This is a genomic window from Desulfosporosinus orientis DSM 765 (assembly GCF_000235605.1).
Lineage (GTDB): Bacteria > Bacillota > Desulfitobacteriia > Desulfitobacteriales > Desulfitobacteriaceae > Desulfosporosinus > Desulfosporosinus orientis.
The window spans coordinates 4,067,868-4,086,170 of the sequence record NC_016584.1; the positions used below are offsets into that span (position 1 = coordinate 4,067,868).

General features: G+C 44.6%; 15 protein-coding genes and 1 riboswitch. Of the genes, 2 read left to right on the top strand and 13 right to left on the bottom strand.

The window, feature by feature from the left end:
- Positions 1 to 181: 181 nt before the first annotated feature.
- From DESOR_RS18995 to DESOR_RS19015, 5 genes are read right to left on the bottom strand one after another with little or no spacing between them, the layout of a single operon-like run.
- Positions 182 to 1,357, bottom strand: a complete 1,176-nt coding sequence (locus tag DESOR_RS18995; RefSeq protein ID WP_014186206.1) for a CaiB/BaiF CoA transferase family protein — start codon at positions 1,355 to 1,357, stop codon at positions 182 to 184.
- A gap of 19 nt (positions 1,358 to 1,376) precedes the next feature.
- Positions 1,377 to 2,513, bottom strand: a complete 1,137-nt coding sequence (locus DESOR_RS19000; protein WP_014186207.1) for an acyl-CoA dehydrogenase family protein — start codon at positions 2,511 to 2,513, stop codon at positions 1,377 to 1,379.
- A 44-nt stretch (positions 2,514 to 2,557) separates the two neighbouring features.
- On the bottom strand, positions 2,558 to 3,325 hold the full coding sequence (locus tag DESOR_RS19005) for a 3-hydroxyacyl-CoA dehydrogenase (RefSeq protein WP_014186208.1): 768 nt from the start codon (positions 3,323 to 3,325) through the stop codon (positions 2,558 to 2,560).
- A 39-nt stretch (positions 3,326 to 3,364) separates the two neighbouring features.
- Positions 3,365 to 4,516 (bottom strand): thiolase family protein, encoded by a 1,152-nt coding sequence (locus DESOR_RS19010; RefSeq protein ID WP_014186209.1) that lies wholly within the window; start codon positions 4,514 to 4,516, stop codon positions 3,365 to 3,367.
- A gap of 29 nt (positions 4,517 to 4,545) precedes the next feature.
- Positions 4,546 to 6,201 carry a class I adenylate-forming enzyme family protein gene (locus tag DESOR_RS19015; RefSeq protein ID WP_014186210.1) on the bottom strand — a complete coding sequence of 552 codons (1,656 nt, stop codon included), beginning with the start codon at positions 6,199 to 6,201 and terminating at the stop codon, positions 4,546 to 4,548.
- A 272-nt stretch (positions 6,202 to 6,473) separates the two neighbouring features.
- Here DESOR_RS19015 and DESOR_RS19020 point away from each other — a divergent pair, with 272 nt between their 5' ends.
- Both DESOR_RS19020 and DESOR_RS19025 read left to right on the top strand, forming a co-directional pair.
- Entirely contained in the window at positions 6,474 to 8,093 is a 1,620-nt protein-coding gene (locus DESOR_RS19020; protein WP_014186211.1) for a long-chain fatty acid--CoA ligase, read from the top strand.
- Positions 8,094 to 8,361: 268 nt separating this feature from the next.
- The gene (locus DESOR_RS19025; protein WP_014186212.1) at positions 8,362 to 9,501 is read left to right on the top strand and encodes an acyl-CoA dehydrogenase family protein; all 1,140 of its coding nucleotides are present in this window, start codon (positions 8,362 to 8,364) and stop codon (positions 9,499 to 9,501) included.
- Between the two features lie 131 nt (positions 9,502 to 9,632).
- Here DESOR_RS19025 and DESOR_RS19030 read toward each other — a convergent pair whose 3' ends face one another.
- From DESOR_RS19030 to DESOR_RS19065, 8 genes are all read right to left on the bottom strand, one after another.
- Positions 9,633 to 10,724 (bottom strand): HD-GYP domain-containing protein, encoded by a 1,092-nt coding sequence (locus tag DESOR_RS19030; protein WP_014186213.1) that lies wholly within the window; start codon positions 10,722 to 10,724, stop codon positions 9,633 to 9,635.
- Between the two features lie 64 nt (positions 10,725 to 10,788).
- A riboswitch (cyclic di-GMP riboswitch) is annotated at positions 10,789 to 10,873 on the bottom strand.
- Between the two features lie 240 nt (positions 10,874 to 11,113).
- Positions 11,114 to 11,941, bottom strand: coding sequence for an ABC transporter permease (locus DESOR_RS19035; protein ID WP_014186214.1), 828 nt, complete (start codon positions 11,939 to 11,941; stop codon positions 11,114 to 11,116).
- Positions 11,942 to 12,961: an ABC transporter permease gene (locus DESOR_RS19040; protein ID WP_014186215.1), complete on the bottom strand. Its 1,020-nt coding sequence runs from the start codon at positions 12,959 to 12,961 to the stop codon at positions 11,942 to 11,944.
- A gap of 78 nt (positions 12,962 to 13,039) precedes the next feature.
- The gene (locus tag DESOR_RS19045; protein ID WP_014186216.1) at positions 13,040 to 14,647 is read right to left on the bottom strand and encodes an ABC transporter substrate-binding protein; all 1,608 of its coding nucleotides are present in this window, start codon (positions 14,645 to 14,647) and stop codon (positions 13,040 to 13,042) included.
- Positions 14,648 to 14,743: 96 nt separating this feature from the next.
- Positions 14,744 to 15,718, bottom strand: a complete 975-nt coding sequence (locus DESOR_RS19050; protein ID WP_014186217.1) for an ABC transporter ATP-binding protein — start codon at positions 15,716 to 15,718, stop codon at positions 14,744 to 14,746.
- A gap of 51 nt (positions 15,719 to 15,769) precedes the next feature.
- Entirely contained in the window at positions 15,770 to 16,765 is a 996-nt protein-coding gene (locus DESOR_RS19055) for an ABC transporter ATP-binding protein (RefSeq protein WP_014186218.1), read from the bottom strand.
- A gap of 39 nt (positions 16,766 to 16,804) precedes the next feature.
- On the bottom strand, positions 16,805 to 17,899 hold the full coding sequence (locus DESOR_RS19060) for a M24 family metallopeptidase (RefSeq protein WP_014186219.1): 1,095 nt from the start codon (positions 17,897 to 17,899) through the stop codon (positions 16,805 to 16,807).
- A 40-nt stretch (positions 17,900 to 17,939) separates the two neighbouring features.
- Positions 17,940 to 18,275, bottom strand: coding sequence for a cupin domain-containing protein (locus tag DESOR_RS19065; RefSeq protein ID WP_014186220.1), 336 nt, complete (start codon positions 18,273 to 18,275; stop codon positions 17,940 to 17,942).
- Positions 18,276 to 18,303 lie beyond the last annotated feature (28 nt).

Genomic DNA, 18,303 nt, shown 5'->3' on the forward strand with positions numbered 1-18,303 from the left:
CTTCTGCTCTAAACTATGGAAGCTTCACATAGTTATTCTCCCTACACAATGGTTATTCCTCTTTTTCTGAAGATTCTTTCTTTAGTAAGAGTATATAACAACCTACATTGAGGATAGTCGTCCGTCCAAACACAAAAATAGGCTGAACAAACTAAAAGAGTTTGTTCAGCCTAACTTATTGCTACTCTATCTCAGCCCGTTCATACATCTTGATTTCCTCAGGAGTGAACCTCAAGTCCTGCAAGATCTCCCTCGTATGTTCTCCTAAGCGTGGAGGAATTTGATTTGGAAGCTCTACTTTTTCAGCAAATTTTAAAGGATTACTTAAAACTTCCACAAGCATACCATTCGGATGTCTAAGCAAATCAAAAAGATTCCGAGCCTGAATCTGAGGATGATTACGTACTTCCGATAGCTCTAAAACTGGCTCACAGCAAACATCTTTATCATTGAAAAAAGCCGTCCACTCCTCCTGAGTCCTAGTCTTAAAAATCGTTTGTACTTCGCTCAAGACGCTCGGATCATGCGTAAACTGTTTGTCTGCAAGGTCGTTACGGTCAATCGCTTGACAAAAAGCTTGCCAAAATTTCGGTTCTAAAGCCCCAAGGCTCATAAAGCGGGCATCACGAGTCTCATAAATACCATAACAAACTTCCCCGCCGTTTAATATTCCTTCTCCACGTTTCACTGGAGAATCCTCAACGGCTTGTTGAGCATAGAGCATTGCCATCCAAGAAATCACGCCATCCAACATTGAGACATCAATATATTGTCCTCGTCCCGTTTGCAGACGAGCAATATAGGCACTCAAGATTCCGGTGACTGCCATCAGGGCGCCTCCACCAATGTCTGCCACTTGTACTGCAGGAGGTACGGGAGCTCCCGCGGCTTGACCCGTTAGATTTAGTGCCCCGCTAAGGGCCAAATAATTAATGTCATGACCAGAACGTCGATTATAAGGCCCACTCTGCCCGTAACCTGAGATAGAACAAAGAATGACAGAGGGGTTGACTTTCTGAAGCTCTTTATAGCTGAGGCCCAAGCTATCCATCACTCCAGGCCGAAACCCTTCCAAAACAACATCATACTTCGTTACGAGGCGTAAAAAGGTTTTACGTCCATCTGAGCTTTTTAAATTTAATGTCAAGCTTTTTTTATTTCTATTAAGTGCCCAATATAGGGCACTTTCTTTCGTTCCTGGCAAATAGGGTTTCATCCAACGCAGATAATCCCCTTGCCAAGGATCTTCCACTTTTAAGACCTCAGCCCCCAGATCGGCGAGCAATTGGCTTGCATATCCCCCTGGCAGTAATCGAGTTAAATCAAGAATTCGTATCCCATTTAAGAGCTGATACATTGATCCTGCTCCTTCCTACTTACAATCCTAACTTTCTTGCAATGATGAGTTTCATGATTTCCGAGGTACCCGCATAGATTGTATGCACCCTTACATCGCGGTAATGCCGAGCTATTGGATACTCTTCCATATAGCCATATCCTCCGTAGAGTTGGAGGCAGTTGTACGCTACACGGTTAGCCATCTCTCCAATCCAGTACTTAGCCATGGAAACCTTAGCCACGATCTCTTGCCCTGCCATATGGTTAGCCACTAAGTTATCTATGAATACGCGTCCAAGCTCGACCTCCGTCGCCATTTCTGCCATTTTAAAGGCATTATGTTGAAACTTACCGATCGATTGCCCAAACGCCTCCCTCGTCTTGACATAAGCTAACGTATCACTAAGCATTCTCTCTGCCATTGCTTGAGAACCAAGGGCAGAGATTAAGCGCTCCTGCTGAAGTTTCTCCATCAAATAAGAAAACCCTTTTCCCTCTTCGCCTAGACGATTGCTCACCGACACCCTACAATTGTCGAAAAACAGTTCCGCCGTATCCTGGCTATGCATCCCAAGCTTATTCAATTTTTTTCCCTTCGTGAAACCTGGTGTCCCGTCTTCTACTACGATGAGGCTAATCCCTTTGCTTGCTGGTGCCTCACTTGAACCTGTCTTAGCTGCAATTATGACAAGACCAGCAGAAATCCCATTGCTGATGAAGGTTTTTGAGCCATTAATAATGTACTCCTCACCGTCCCGGATAGCGGTAGTCTTCATTCCCTGTAGATCTGACCCGGCCTGAGGCTCGGTCATGGCAATAGCTAGAATTTTTTCACCGCGAGCACACGCCGGAAGCCAGTTCTGTTTCTGCTTTTCCGTGCCGAAGGCATGTATATAGGGAGCGATGATGTCACTATGCAACCCAATCCCGATTCCCACGCCCGCTCTCGCTAATTCTTCGTTAATGATAACTGAGTATCCAAAGTCTGCTCCAGACCCACCGTATTTTTCTTCGAGCCATGGACAGAGGTAACCTTGTTCCCCCATACGACTCCATACCCAACGCGGGATTTCTCGTTGTGTTTCCCACTCCTCGATATGAGGAGAAAGCTCATTTTCCACAAACTTTATGAAGGCTCGACGAAACATTTTGTGGTCTTCAGAATAGATGTCCATCGTACCCTTCCTTTCTATTATCTATAGTACCAGGCCCTTGACTTTTATCTAGGTTGCATACGAATTGCTCCATCCAGGCGAATCGTCGTACCATTAAGCATTGGATTTTCAACGATACTCTTTACTAGAAGGGCAAATTCCTCTGGATAACCCAACCGTGAGGGAAACGGAGTCATGGCGCCTAATGACTTTCGAGCCTCCTCTGGCAAAGAATCAAACATTGGAGTTTCAAAGAGACCAGGGGCAATCGTCATGACCCGAATACCATGGGTTGCCATCTCTCGGGCAATCGGAAGTGTCATTCCTACAATTCCCCCTTTAGATGCGCTGTAAGCCGCCTGCCCAATTTGTCCTTCATAGGCTGCTACTGAAGCAGTACTGATGATTACACCCCGTTCAGACCCCGCATTAGGTTCATTTTTTACCAAGTATTCAGCAGTAAGGCGTATAATGTTAAAACTACCGATAAGATTTATCTGAATCGTTTTTGAAAAACTATCAAGAGAATGAGGGCCTTTCTTGCCTATTACTTTTTCCGCTACTCCAATCCCGGCACAATTGACAACTAAATTTACAAATCCAAACTCTTTAACAGCATGTTCTAAAGCTTCTTGTACGCTCTCTGTACTACAAACATCCGTCTTGTGAAATAAAGCTCTGCCACCCAATTCAGCAGCCAACTTCTCTCCTCGTTCTACAGCTAGATCGAGAATCATGGCTTTACCTCCATCGTTAATGATCCTCCGTATCGTCGCTTCACCTAAGCCAGAAGCCCCTCCCGTGACGAGCGCAACTACTTGTTTCATATCCATTGATGATTCTCCCCCTTCCGTAATATCTTTTTCTGTCTCTCAATCTAAACGCTCAATAATAGTCGCATTAGCCATGCCATGTCCCTCGCACATAGTTTGCAGTCCATAACGTAAGCCAGTTCGTTCCAATTCGTGAATCAACGTGGTCATTAACCGAGCCCCGCTGGCGCCTAGAGGATGACCAAGGGCAATAGCTCCGCCGTTAGGATTAAGTTTCTTGGGATCTGCACCCGTATCCATCAACCATGCTAACGGAACTGCTGCAAATGCTTCATTAACCTCAAAAATATCAATATCCGCAAGACTAAGTCCAGCTTTGGCTAACACCATAGCCGTGGCTGGAATTGGACCCGTCAGCATTAGGGTTGGATCTGAACCAATAACACTTCTAGCCAAAATACGAAAGCGTGACTTAAGCCCAAGTTCTTCTGCCTTTTCCCGAGACATAACGAGTACTGCAGCAGCTCCATCCGAAATTTGGCTGGAATTCCCAGCGGTGATTGGTCCATTTTCAATAAAAGGAGATTTTAAGCAGGAAAGTTTTTCTAAGCTTGTGTCGCGCCTTGGACCCTCGTCCATTTTCATCATAGCCTGGCTTCCATCGCTTAGGACCACGCTTACAGGCATTATTTCCCGTTCAAAACGCTGTTCCGCCTGAGCATTAAGTGCCTTTTCATGACTTTTAAGCGAAAATTCGTCCATTTCTTGTCGGCTAATACCCCATTTTTCTGCGATTCGCCCCGCAGAAAGTCCCTGATTAATTATTTCATAGCGAGAAGTTAGCTCCTTTGAAAACTCTGTCCCCTTAAAATTCGAACCCATTGGTACTCGAGACATGTTTTCAATACCCGCGGCCACAACGACATCCATATCCCCGGCCAAAATTGCTTGGGCAGCGAAATGTATAGCTTGCTGGCTAGAGCCACACTGACGATCTATCGTCAAACCAGGAACGTGTGGCGGATAATCCGCAATCAGAGCTGACTGCCGTCCAATGCAGAACCCCTGCTCCCCAACTTGAGAAACACAGCCCATTAATACATCCTCAACAATAGCGGGGTCTATACCTGCACGCTTAACCACTTCCCTCAATACTAGTCCCGCCAAATCTTCGGGGCGAACGCCACTCAATGCTCCATTTCTCCGTCCTACTGGGGTTCTTACAGCTTCTACTATTACAGCTTCTCTCATCGTTATATAACCACCTTTCTTATCGTTTTCTAATCGTGTACACTTAGACGTTCCCTCAGCGGTGCCTTTAGGATCTTTCCTGTTGAATTACGAGGGATAGCGTCTATTAGTTCTACCCGCTCTGGCCACTTATACTTAGCTACTTTCTGATTGTGCATAAACTCTTTTACTTCTGTTAAGTTCAGCGTTTCTCCCAGCTGAGTTACCACAAAAACGCACGTACGCTCCCCTAAAATATTGTCAGGCATTCCTACAGCAGCTACGTCTATTATTTTAGGGTGACTAATCAAGATATTCTCAACTTCCTGAGCGCTAATGTTATGGCCACCACGAATGATGATATCCTTTTTTCGGTCAAAGAAACTAATGCAATTCTTCTCGCGAATTTTAAACAAATCTCCTGTATAGAAAAACCCATCTTTATCAAAGGCTTTTGCCGTTAAATCTGGGCGTTTATAGTACCCTGGAAAGACATTGGGCCCTTTATAAGCTAGTTCTCCAATCTCTCCTACGTCTATAAGTTCCTGCCCAGTTGTCGGGTCTACGATCTTACTTTCTATCCCTTCTATCCACGTTGACCCGGCTTTGCCAAACTGTGGCAGGTGATCCACCCTTTCCTCGATATTCGGAACATCTTTAGGACCAGAAACAATCCCCGTACCCTCATTTTGGCCCCATATATTCCCAATATCAATATTCCATCTTCGTTTAAACTCCTGCATGGCAAACAAAGATAAGGGTGCGGAACCTAGAGTAATAGAACGAACGGAACTGAAATCAAACTGATCAACATTAGGATGCTTAGCAAGTAGGTTCGCCACCGCCGGAACGAGCAATGTATAGTTAACTCTTTCCTGAATCATCTGTTTAACAAAAACCTGAGGATCAAAAGGATGATGGAGTACGTAAGTCCCCCCAAGCATCAGCCATGGGATAAAGGTAGTTCCCAGAGATGCCATATTGATTAGCGGTCCGGCAGTAAACTGCACATCTCCTTTGCGAATATCAGCTGCCCGAATTGACAATTGGCACTGAAAAATCCAGTTATTATGACTCATCGGACATCCCTTTGGATCAGCCTCAGTTCCAGAAGTCCAGCAAATGGTAAAGATGTCATTAGCCCGAGGCTTCAATTGCTCTGATACTCGGTCGTCCACTCCATTACCGTTCCCCTTCACCCAGTCTCTGATGGTCTTTAAGCTGATACAATGCTTTAGCCCAGGCAGCAATTGTTGAAGTTTCTGACCCATTTCCTCATGATTGGTATCCCTAAATTCCTTAATTGTAATAAAAGCCTTTGCTTCTGTAAGCCTGGCTACATACCTTAACTCGTTTAGTCGCCACTGCATGGGAATCGGGGAGATAATAGCGCCTACTTGAGCTGTGGCTAGATAAAGCATAGCTAATTCCCAAGTATTAGGAAGTTGAACGATTAGAATATCATCTTTTTGGATGCCTAGAGCAATGAAAGCCCCAGCAACCTTCTGGACAGCATCATCAAGGTCGTGATAGCTTAATCGTTCCGGAGTGATACCTGTGAGCTCATCTCGATTAAGCGGATCCACTAAGGCAGTATGTTCCGGCATTTCCATAACATGCTTATGAAAATAATCGAGGAGCGTCTTCGTCCCCCACCATCCTTTCCGCTCATATTCTCCAATCTGCTTGGTATGCGCTAAAATCATTCCCTTCTCCCCTTTCAAAATATTTTGAATATTTTACATTTTTTATTTGCAAATCCTATGCCACTGAACCAAGGTCCTTTTTGTGCAGTCACTGTAAAGGAACTGCAAAACTTCCCTTCCCATTAATGACATAAACTGTCCTCAATGACGGACAGTTAGCAACATACTGTACACCCTGATTACAAAAAAAAATTAAGAATATAATCCAAATTGTTTAAGTATTTAAAATATTATGAATATATATTTCATAAAACCTTAAGGAGGAATACAATATGATGGCTTACGATCTTACCTTACGGGCTATCCTTCAAAGATCAACCAAGCTCTTTTCTAAGAAAGAAATTATCACTCGAGATTATTCAGGGACCTTTCGCTACACGTATAGTGAGTTCTATAAGAGAGCTCAACGTTTAGCAAATGTACTCAAGAATTTCAGTATTGCCAAGGGCGATCGTGTAGCCACACTCGCCTGGAACCACCACCGCCATCTCGAGCTATATTTTGCCGTGCCTGTAAGCGGTGCTGTGCTTCACACCTTAAACCTGCGCCTTGCACCAGAGCAACTTGTTTACATCATCAACCATGCTGAAGATAAAATCATTTTTGTTGATAAAGATTTAGTACCCTTGCTGGAAAGTATCCAAGATCAGCTCCCCACTTTGGAGTACATCGTGGTAATGTCCGATACTAAAGAGATTCCATCGAACACCCTAATAAACCCATTTTCCTATGAAACTCTTTTAGCTGAGGCTAGTGAAAACTTTGAGTTTCCAGACTTAAGCGAATGGGATCCAGCGGCTATGTGCTACACCACCGCTACTACAGGTAAACCAAAAGGCGTCGTATATACTCATCGAGCACTCGTTCTCCACAGCTATGCTGCTTCACTCCCAGATTCATTGAACCTCCAAGAATCTGATCGAGTAATGCCATTTGTACCGATGTTTCACGCAAATGCTTGGGGGCTGCCTTTTGCTTGTACTTGGTTGGGAAGTACTCAGGTCTTTCCAGGGGCGCGTCCCCAAGCAGAGGATATCTGTCAGCTTATCCAAGATCATAAAGTTACTTTGGCTGCCGGTGTGCCCACTATTTGGATGGCTACCTATCCACTTTGGGAGAGTGGGAAGTACGACCCTTCCAGCCTACGTGAAATTGTTAATGGTGGTTCAGCAGCACCCATATCTATGATCAAGAACTATCTTGAGAAACTGGGGGTCTCTATTCTCCATGCCTATGGAATGACGGAAACCACTCCGGTCGTCCTTGTATCACGACTAAAGAGTAGCTTAATAGACATCTCAACAGAAGAAAAGCTTAAATTATCTGCAAAACAAGGACTACTCGTCCCCGGGCTTGAAATGCGAGTTATTGGAGAAGATGGCAACGAGGTCCCTTGGAACGGTCAAACGATGGGGGAACTCTTAGTGCGCGGACCTTGGATTGCTAAAGAGTATTATAAAGACCCAATTCGGACGAAGGAAGCCTTTTACCAAGGGTGGTTGCGTACAGGGGATATCGTTACCGTTGATTCCGAAGGGTATGTGTCTGTTGCTGATCGTAGCAAAGACCTAATTAAGAGCGGGGGCGAATGGATTTCATCCCTAGATCTAGAGAATACCATCATGGGGCATCCCTCTGTATTAGAAGCAGCCGTAATTGCAATTCCTCACCCAAAATGGGTTGAGCGGCCTTTAGCCTGCGTCGTTCTTAAACAAGATTATGTAGATAAGATAAATGAGCAAGACATCCTTGATTATCTTAAAGGAAAAGCTCCAAAGATTTGGGTACCTGATCGAGTAGAGTTTATTGATGCAATACCTCGAACAAGCGTTGGAAAGTTCTTTAAGGCAGCCCTGAGATCGCGTTTTGCCAAAGCTACGAATACCGACTGAATTAAACCTTTGAATTCCAATAGAACGCTAGTCAATCCTTACTCGTGTCCATCGTTGTTGTCAGCTGTTCAGAATGACGGACAGTTGACAACATCATGGACATGTTTTTTGACTTAAAACTATTGTAATACAAGTCTTTTGATTGGCATTAAAATTGCAAACCTTTCTTTTTAAAAAACATCCCCTATAAGAATAATCCAACAACATTTACCCTTCCCCTTAATTATAAACCCTTTATAAATACCAGTAATAAAAAGGAGGAACAGCCTTGAATTTTGAATTATCGGAAGAACAAAAAGCCTTTCAAAGCCTAGCCTACAAATTTGCTGTTAAAGAATTTCCGGCCTTTGCTCAAGAGTGTGACCGGGAAGAAAAGTATCCCCGGGAGATCTGGCAAAAAGCCTGCGAGGCAGGACTGGTTGGTATTGCTATACCTGAAGAGTATGGCGGACCGGGAGGCGGCTGGATTGAGACCGCACTCATTACCGAACAGCTTTCAAGAATTGATTTGGGCCTGGGCTTAGCTGCTGTTGCAGCAACCTTCGGGGCAGAAAACATTATTAACTATGGCAGCGAAGAGCAAAAGAAAACCTATTTGCCGTTGCTTCCCACAGGCAAAGCAGTGTTTGCCGGTGCCTACACCGAACCCAACGCCGGCAGCGATGTGGCCGGCACTGCAACTCGAGCGGTTAAAGAAGGATCAGACTACATTATTAACGGCAGCAAGACCTTTATTACCAACGGTACAATTTGTGACTATATGGTAGTATTATGCGTAACTAACCCTGACGCTGCTAAGCGAACCCAGCGTCATAGCTTAATTATTGTTGATGCCAAGAGCCCGGGAATAACGCGTATGAAAATCCGTGGCAAAATGGGCATTAGAGCCTCCGATACTGCTGAAATCACTTTTGAAGATGTGAGAGTGCCCCAAAGCAATCTCGTCGGAAAAGAAGGCAACGGCTTCTATCAATTGATGCACTTCTTTGATCAGACACGCATCATGGTTGCCTCTCAAGGACTCGGTTTAGCTCAAGGGGCTTTGGATCTGGCTATAAAATATGTCCAAGAACGCAAAACCTTTGGTGTCCCTCTCGCTACCAACCAAGCTATTCAATTCCAGTTAGCCGAGATGGCAACTCGGGTTGAATTAGCCCGCAATATCATCTATAAGGCTGCTTGGAAAGCTGACAACGGACAATTAGACCCAGCCCTTAACGCTATGGCTAAATTTTATGCCGGAGAAACTGCCGTATGGGTCACCGACAAAGCTTTGCAAATGCACGGTGGCTATGGTTACATTGATGAATATGACATCCAGCGCTTTTATCGGGACGCTAAGATTTTGGAAATCTATGAGGGCGCTAAAGAGATTGAGAAAATCACCATTGCCAAGAGGCTATTTTAAGGGATCAATTCTCCAGAGCTTGTAATGGTACGCCAAAAAGCTATACTTTCTAACACCAAAAAAACGCTTATAACGGCTTTTTATGTCGTTATAAGCGTTTTTTCTCACTTTGTAACATCAATAGTATTGCTTCAAGGTACAAACCGAAAATCAATGGTTTTTACAAATTTGGTTAAATCCTTTGATAAATCACATATTTTATCTTCGTATAAGTAATTGCCATATTTATCAAATAAGACTTTAAGAATGGGGCGGCTGGGGTTGTTTCTCTGAACTCCAATCACAATACCCACTTCCCCAGTGTTTAGGGTAACTATAGAACCCTCTGGATATAGTACTAGACATCGAAGCAAGCTTTTGACAATTTCCTCGTTGAAATCTTCACCTGAGCCGGCGATGATTAATTCTAAAGCATAATATGGCGGCAGCCCTTTACGATAAGGTCGGTCGCTGACAAGAGCATCAAAAACATCTGCCACTGCAACAATTTGAGCATTTAGGGCAATTGCATTATGCTGTATTCTATCTGGGTAACCTTTTCCGTTCCAGCGCTCGTGATGATGGCGAATGATTGAAAGTACTTCACCTGAAAGTACTTCACCCGATAAATTCGTATTATTAAGCATCTCCTCTCCAAAGGCTGGATGCTGTTTGATGATCTCAAATTCACTGGGTGTTAAACTTGTTGGCTTATTCAAGATTTCAGAGGGGATTGAACGTTTGCCGATATCATGAAGCATTGCTCCTAAGGTTAAGTCTCTTAAGGACGTCCCGCAAAAGCCCAATTGCAGGCCAATGAGGGTCGCTAAGATGGCGACATTGACAGAATGTACATAAGTATAATTGTCAAAGGTTCGGAATTTATTGAGATCCAGATACAATTGGTTAGAACCTTCCAGCTCGTGAATAATCTTATCAACAACAGAAAACGTCTTTTGCAAATGATCGGTACTAAAAAGACACATGTCTTCAAAAACTTCGCGAACATAACTTACAATATCTTGATATTCTATATCCGGAAATTTACAAGGATGTGGGGATTCAGATTTCTCCAACTGATATTTTAAAGTATATACTTCGCGCCTTTTCAGAAGCTCATGAATGAATGGTGTGATGGGCTTACCTTTTGATAACAAAAGTACTCCTTGTTTATCGAACAGATCCAGTGAGGAAAGCTCGTCAACACCAAAAGTTATTGATAAAGGTTCCAAATATGTTATCAAAACCAAATTCCCTCCTAGAAACCAAAAAACGCCGAATACTTATTCGGCGAAAATATCCTATCTATTCGATAACCCGGCTATCTTCACATTCTGTGGTCAGACCCGTGGCTTTGCGTCCCCAACTCTCACTGGGTTTGCCATTATCGCAGAATAGTTATTTTATTATTACCTAAGCCCTAAGGCTTTAGGCCTTTATACCTAATATAACATACACAAAGTCTAAATAATATACTAATTCTAGAAAAATGTTTCATTTTTCTACCACAATTTCTAATCTTGGAAGACCATTATTGTATTGGTTTTTTAGTTCACCTCAATTAAAATACCTGTCCAAAATCGAATTGATTCCGATTTTGGGCAGATGCTATAGGTTAAACAGAACCTAAGAATCATATCTCTTTTCTCAGCCTGGGATCAAGAAAATCCCTCAGGCTATCGCCGATAAAGTTAGCGCCTACTGACATCGTCAAAATAGCTAAGCCAGGAAAGGTCCCAATCCACCAGTAGTTGAAGTTCAAAACACCATCTGCCACCATTGCTCCCCATTCCGGAGCGGGAGGCGGAGATCCCAGTCCTAGGAAACTTAAGCCTGAGAAAAGAAGAATGGCATTGCCGAAATCCAAAGTTGCCAGGACCAGAACCGGCCCAATACTGTTGGGCATGATTTCATGAAAGAAGATTCTAAAATGAGAGGCACCCAGGGACCTGGCCGCTTCAACATATTCATTTTCCTTATTGGCAATGACCATACTGCGCATTACCCGGGCATAATTGGGCCACCAAATAATGACCATGGCTAAGAGAGTATTATACAAACTTGGCCCTAAAGCTGCCGCAATGGTCATGGCTAAAATAATACCCGGAAAGGCCATGACCATTTCCGACAGCCTCATCATGATTTCATCAACCAGTCCGCCGATATAACCGGCGATCCCTCCATAAATCATACCAATAAAAGATGCCAGGATAATCGTAACCAAACCGGCGACCAATGATATCCTGCTGCCTACCAGCACTCTGCTGAAAACATCCCGCCCGATACTATCCGTACCAAACCAGTGAAGAGCGCCGGGCCCTTGAAAGCGGTTAGCTAAATCCTGCCCTAAATAATTATAGGGGGCAATCACTGGCGCAACAAAGGCTATAGCAATCCAGAGGGTACAGACAATGACTCCTATTGAAAATAAGAGATTATTTTTCATCATTCGCAGCAGCATTTAATTATACCTCACTCTGGGGTCTAAAATTCCATATAGCAGATCTACGAGCAAGTTAATAACCACGTAGTTAATGGAAATCAAAATGGAAACCCCTATAATCGCAGGAAAATCCAAGTTCCCTGCCGCCTTGTAGGCATACTGTCCAATACCGGGCCAGGCAAAGATGGTTTCCACTAAAACCATGCCTCCCAAGAGATTCCCGAATCCTATCCCGATAACAGTGATGACGGGTATTAAAGCGTTGCCTAAGGCATGACGCATAATAATCATTTTTTCAGTTAAGCCTTTAGCCCTGGCAGTACGAATGAAATCTTTAGACATTACTTCTAATAAGCTGGAACGTGTTGTACGGGTAATAAGTCCCATGGTAAAAGAACCCAAGACCAGACCAGGCAAAAACAAATGTTGTAATGCATCCCAAGCCAATTCCCAGTCACCTTCTAAAAGCGCATCAATCACATAAAAATTGGTGACGGCTGCAGGCGGTGCCAGATGAGGACTTAATCTTCCCGGCCCCGGCGCTATGCCTAACTTGGCATAAAAAATCAATAAAAACATTAGACCCAACCAGAAACTAGGCACCGATACTCCCAAAACTGAGATTCCTCTAATCACCTGATCAATGCCTCTATTGCGCTTGATGGCCGAAATTATCCCAAACAGCATGCCAAAGAAAATGGCAATGATCATTGAGAAGATTGCTAATTCAATTGTCGCTGGAAAATATTTTTTCAAATCTTCCAGCACAGGCCGCTGAGTTCGAATGGAGGTTCCCATTTCTCCTTTTAGCAAATTACCGACATAAATAAAATATTGGGTATATAAAGGCTTGTCTAAACCCCACTTGGCTTTAAAGGTTTCCACCATTTCCTGGTTGTCAATATTTCTTTGACTTAAATTTGCCAGTACCGGGTCACTGGGCACTGAATGAGAAATGATAAAGACAACCAAAGAAACTCCTAAGATCAGGAATCCCAAGAAAAGGAGCCTTCTGACTATGTATTTTATGAGTCCCATTTTTCACCTAACCTCCCCTCTTGTTCGGGTAGTATTATTGGAGGGCAGATGCGCTTTTGGCATTTGCCCTCCGGTGGTTTATTTTGCTGATACTTTAACTAAATTAATTTTGTAAGGATCAATATACTCAGCTCCTTGAATGTTATCTCTTGTAGCATAATGACGTGCATGCTGAAGCAAAACATCAAAGGCACTGTCCTCATCCATCATTTTTTGAATCTCTTGGAGATCCTTAATCCGGGTTTCCTTATCAACTTCAACGGCTGCCTTTTTCCCTAACTCAGCTAAGGCAGGATTCATTGCTGCCGTCCAATTGGCCCGAAGCCCTACTGAGTTCCCAGGTAAGAAGGCTAACTGGGTGTTGGGATCCGGATAGTCCGGTCCCCAATACCAAAGGGACAAAGCCTGAGTGCCTTTGCGGTAGGGATCCAGGGCTACCATAATGTCTGAGGTCTTTATTTCTGTTTCAATCCCGATTTGGAGCAAATCGTTTTGAATTTTTTGTGCTAAAGTGGGCAAATCCATGCCCTCTACGGCTAAGGTTGCCACTTCAAGGGTTGTTTTAAAGCCTTTTTCATAGCCTGCTTTTTTCATTAACTCTTTGGCTTTGTCAAGATCCTGGGCTGTTTTGGGATCTCTGGGAGGCAAGGTCCCTAAAAATCCTTCTTGAAAGGGTGCCACGGGAGTAATCGAACCTTCTCCGGCAATGGTTTGTATTCCTTGATAGTCTAAAGCCAGGCGAATGGCTTTTTGGACATCCGGATTGGCTATGGGGCCGCCAATGTTAGGATCACGATTCATCAGCAGGAAGGTCAAGGTCATGGATTGGGCCTTCTTAATGGTAATGCCGGATTTATCAGCAAGCTGTTTGACATGTTCAGGACCTAAGTTAAAGGCTATATCGATATCCCCTTTTTCCAGCATCATGACTTGGGTTCCCGGATCGGAAATGGATTTCAAAATGATTTTATCGTAGTAAGGTGCTTCACCCCAATAATGATCATTACGAGCCAGGACAACTTCCACTTTAGGAGTATAGGATTCAATGACGTAGGGACCGGAGCCGGCTGAATGAGTGTCAAACCACAATTTTGCTTTATCTGTGGTACTGGCGTCCGCGGCATTAGTTGCACCATTTTCCATAGCCAATTTCCTGTCAACCACTCCAAAGGCATTATAGGTTAATTTCGTCAGGAAAGAAGCGTCAGGATCTTTAAGTTTAAACACAACGGTATCTGCATCAGGTGTTTCAATAGCTGCGATACCATCTGTCAAAAAGGCCCCATTGCCTTTTAAATTCATGGATCTTTCCACACTCCATTTAACGTCTGCCGAGCTTAAAGGGTTGCCGCTGGCAAATTTGATCCCCTTCCTCAGTTTAAAGGTATAACTTAAACCATCACTGCTAACTTCAAGGCTTTCCGCAATGCCGTAAACAGGATTATCTAAAGTATCCTCAAACTGCATTAAGGTATCATAGACTGGGTGCAGAACCAACAAACCATAAGCCTCGTAAGCCAGTCCGGGATCGAAAGTTTCATAATCTGGGTCCAAAGCCACAATCAACTGTTTCGGGCCGGTGGCTGCATCAGGCTGGGTAGCAGCATCTTTACTGCCGCCGCAGCCTGCTGTCAAAAACATAACCAAGGACAGCAGGGACAGCAACACTCCAAGTTTTCTTCTCATGTAATTCTCTCCTTTCCAAACTCAAGGTATTATTCAAAATTTTCTGTCTCCTAGATTTAGATTGATAGCTCGATAACCTTTCTGAAGACCTCCCTTCTAAGGGTGATACGCTCGGTGACAAGCAACTAAATGACCAGAGTACACCTCCTTCAGTGCCGGCTCCGCTTGACTGCATAAACCAATGGCTTGAGGACACCTGGTATGAAAACGGCACCCCATCGGGGGATCAGCCGGACTGGGAACATCTCCTGTCAGCAAAATTCGTTCCCTCTGCATATCCGGGTCGGTATGGGGGATCGCTGATATCAAGGCTTTAGCATAGGGATGGAGAGTTTTATAATAAATATCCTCATGATTGCCGATTTCCACAAGTTTTCCCAGGTACATAACCCCCACCCGGTTACAGATATGGTGCACAACACTTAAATTGTGAGAGATAAATAAATAGGTAAATCCATACTCTTGCTGGAGGTCTTCCAACAAATTTATAACCTGAGCCTGAATAGAAACATCCAGAGCGGAAACCGCTTCATCACAGACAATGAGTTTGGGATTTAAGGCTAAAGCACGGGCAATTCCTACCCTCTGCTTCTGCCCCCCGGACATCTCATGAGGGTAACGACTGAGATAATAGGCTGAAAGGCCCACTCTTTCCAAAAGTTCTTTGATTTTCTTCTGGCGTTCTTCCTTAGATCCGACATTATGTATGTGAAAAGGTTCATTTAAAATATCAGCAATAGTCTTACGCGGATTTAAGGAAGCGCTGGGATCTTGAAAGATAAGCTGCATTTTTTTACGCAGTTCTTTCATCCTTTTGGACTTTAAAGAAAAGATATCTTCTCCCTCAAAAATCACCTTTCCCTCATTAGGCTGGTAAAGCCCCAGCAGCGTCCGCCCCAGGGTACTTTTGCCACAGCCAGACTCCCCCACTAAACCAAAGGTTTCTCCTTCAAACAGCTTAAAGGAAACATCATCAACGGCTTTAATGTATTTTTTCCTGAAGGAAAAGCTCCCTTCTGTCTGAAAATACATTTTCAGATGCTTCACCTCAGCCAGAACACTGGTTTCCATACTGCCATACTCCCCTCTTGCGTCATTCACCTTACTCCCCTTTACCAGTCTCTACTCGCCTCCGTGTCGCCAGCACCTGACCTCCCGGTCTTCCGCCACTTGACTTAGGTCAGGAACTTTTTCAGCGCAAAGAGCCGTGGCATAACTGCAGCGCGGTTGAAAGCTGCAGCCCCGGGGCATATTGAACGGGCTGGGCACTGTGCCTTCAATAGAATGCAAGCGCTGCTTAACTTTAGTAATCGCAGGGATTGACTTTAAGAGCCCTTCCGTATAAGGATGCAGCGGGTTTCTGATTAATTCCTTCAAGGGGCCGGATTCCACGACCTGCCCTGCGTACATGACCACAACCCGGTGACACATTTCCGAGATAATCCCCAAATCATGGGTAATCATAATAATCGCCGAGCCTGTCTCCTGGCGAAGATCTTTCATCAGTTCCAGGATTTGAGCCTGAATGGTTACATCCAGGGCCGTTGTCGGTTCATCAGCCAAAAGAAGTTTGGGCCGGCAAGCCAGGGCCATGGCAATCATGACCCTCTGCCTCATCCCTCCGGACAACTGGTGGGGATATTCCTTGAACCGCTGTTCCGGCAGGGGAATACCCACCCTTTTCAGAAGCTCCAAAGTACCGGCTTTAGCATCCCTCCGGCTGTAGGTTTTGTGCAGCAAAAGAGGTTCCATGATTTGCTTTCCGCAGGTATGGATGGGGTTTAAGGAGGTCATGGGCTCTTGAAAAATCATGGCTATTTCATTGCCCCGTACCTGACGCACCTCTTCAGCAGAGAGTTTTTGCATATCCCGGCCGTTAAAATAAATCTCTCCCGCCACTTCTCCAGGCGGATTGGAGATTAAATTCATAATGGAGAGTGCCGTAACACTCTTGCCGCTGCCGCTTTCGCCGACAATTCCCAGGGTCTCTCCGGAGCGGAGGGACAAACTGACATCCCGAACCGCTTTAAATACACCCTCTGCCGTCCGAAATTGTACGTTTAGGTTATTGATTCTCAGTAAATCGTCGTCCTGTAAAGGTTTAAACTCATTACTCATAGCTCAAATCTCACAATCCTAATTTTTCCGGGCATTGACTTACACTTCAATTAATTCTCTGGGGAAGTTGTTAAAACGGATAGCACCTTGAGGGGAAAGCCCTGCAATATCTTCAATGCGAACTCCATATTGGCCGGGCAGATAAATACCGGGCTCAATACTAAAGGTCATCCCAGGCTTGAGAATCTCCTGATTGCCGGATACTATATAAGGTTCTTCATGAATATCCATGCCGATGCCATGCCCTGTGCGGTGGACAAAATACTCCCCATATCCTCCCTCAGCAATCACCCGCCGGGCTGCTTCATCCACCCTTTCGCAGGAAACTCCCTCCCGGACTGCCTGAAATCCGGCTTCATTGGCGTCCCTGACCAGGTTATAGATTCTTTTCACATCGTCTGATGCTTTGCCCAAAGAAAAGGTTCTCGTCATATCTGAGCAATACCCTTGAAAGAGTCCTCCGAAATCCAAGACCACCAAATCTCCCAACACCAGCTTTCGCTCCCCCGTATTGTGATGGGGTGACGAGGTATGAGGACCTGAAGCAATAATGGGTTTAAAGGAAAGGTCTTCAGCACCGTACTCCTTGAGTTTGCTTTCCACAAAAATGGACAACTCCCGCTCAGAAATTCCGGGCTTAATCATCTTCAGCACCTGATCCATGACTTGATCTGTCAGCCCACCTGCCCGTTCCAGAAGCCTCAGCTCATCTTCGTCTTTCAACACCCGGACTTGTCTCATCACTCCTGAGGCACCTAGGAACTCAAAACCGGCAAAGGCTTTGCTTAGGGCCAGAAAGTGCCCTGCCCACATTCTTTCATCAATGGCCGCACTTCCCGAAGGATGGAGTACTAAAGGCCGCAGCAAGTCTACAGGATCGCTTCCGTCTGCCCAGGTTAGCAGTTCAAAAGGTTCAACCTCTAAATGTTCCGCCATTTCCCGGTACATCTCCGGCAAAATCATAACCGGCATTCCTTCCGCCGGGAGCATAAAAATTTGAAGCCGCTCATCTGCCGTGGTTTTTAAACCGGTGAGGTACAGTAGGTTGGCAGAGGGAGCTAACACCAGGTAGTCCGTTCCTGCCTCTTTCATGATCTTTTGGACCTTTTTTATGCGCAAATTATAGTCAGCCATTGGTATGGTCCCTCCTCGTAAACTTTATCATCACTACTCTTTATGGTTTAGTCAGTACCCAAATAATCTCACAGTTTTCAGTACCATCATTATAAGCCCAGTGTTCTTCACCCGCCGGAATCAAAGTAGCCTGTCCCTCAGATATGCGGTATTCCTGACCTCCACTCATAGTTAAAATGGAACCGCTGATAATATAGGAGTATTCATGCTCATCATGAACTCCCGCTCCTTGGGCCGGTACTCGTGCTCCCGGAGGGAAAACCACCGTGCCCATGGTCAGCTTCTGATTCTTCAGGGCATCTCTGCCAAAGAAAGTTTTCATAATCACATCACAGCGATCGGCAGGCATTACTGCTTTACTGGTAATAATTTGCATGAGGCTGTTGCTCCTTTGCTTCATCCTT

What these genes read in the sequence shown, in the direction of transcription:
- DESOR_RS19055 (WP_014186218.1), bottom strand. Translation starts at nt 16,765, where the DNA reads ATGAGTAATGAGTTTAAACCTTTACAGGACGACGATTTACTGAGAATC.
- DESOR_RS19045 (WP_014186216.1), bottom strand. Translation starts at nt 14,647, where the DNA reads ATGAGAAGAAAACTTGGAGTGTTGCTGTCCCTGCTGTCCTTGGTTATG.
- DESOR_RS19000 (WP_014186207.1), bottom strand. Translation starts at nt 2,513, where the DNA reads ATGGACATCTATTCTGAAGACCACAAAATGTTTCGTCGAGCCTTCATA.
- DESOR_RS19005 (WP_014186208.1), bottom strand. Translation starts at nt 3,325, where the DNA reads ATGGATATGAAACAAGTAGTTGCGCTCGTCACGGGAGGGGCTTCTGGC.
- DESOR_RS19060 (WP_014186219.1), bottom strand. Translation starts at nt 17,899, where the DNA reads ATGGCTGACTATAATTTGCGCATAAAAAAGGTCCAAAAGATCATGAAA.
- DESOR_RS19015 (WP_014186210.1), bottom strand. Translation starts at nt 6,201, where the DNA reads ATGATTTTAGCGCATACCAAGCAGATTGGAGAATATGAGCGGAAAGGA.
- DESOR_RS19040 (WP_014186215.1), bottom strand. Translation starts at nt 12,961, where the DNA reads ATGGGACTCATAAAATACATAGTCAGAAGGCTCCTTTTCTTGGGATTC.
- DESOR_RS18995 (WP_014186206.1), bottom strand. Translation starts at nt 1,357, where the DNA reads ATGTATCAGCTCTTAAATGGGATACGAATTCTTGATTTAACTCGATTA.
- DESOR_RS19065 (WP_014186220.1), bottom strand. Translation starts at nt 18,275, where the DNA reads ATGCAAATTATTACCAGTAAAGCAGTAATGCCTGCCGATCGCTGTGAT.
- DESOR_RS19010 (WP_014186209.1), bottom strand. Translation starts at nt 4,516, where the DNA reads ATGAGAGAAGCTGTAATAGTAGAAGCTGTAAGAACCCCAGTAGGACGG.
- DESOR_RS19050 (WP_014186217.1), bottom strand. Translation starts at nt 15,718, where the DNA reads ATGGAAACCAGTGTTCTGGCTGAGGTGAAGCATCTGAAAATGTATTTT.
- DESOR_RS19020 (WP_014186211.1), top strand. Translation starts at nt 6,474, where the DNA reads ATGATGGCTTACGATCTTACCTTACGGGCTATCCTTCAAAGATCAACC.
- DESOR_RS19035 (WP_014186214.1), bottom strand. Translation starts at nt 11,941, where the DNA reads ATGCTGCTGCGAATGATGAAAAATAATCTCTTATTTTCAATAGGAGTC.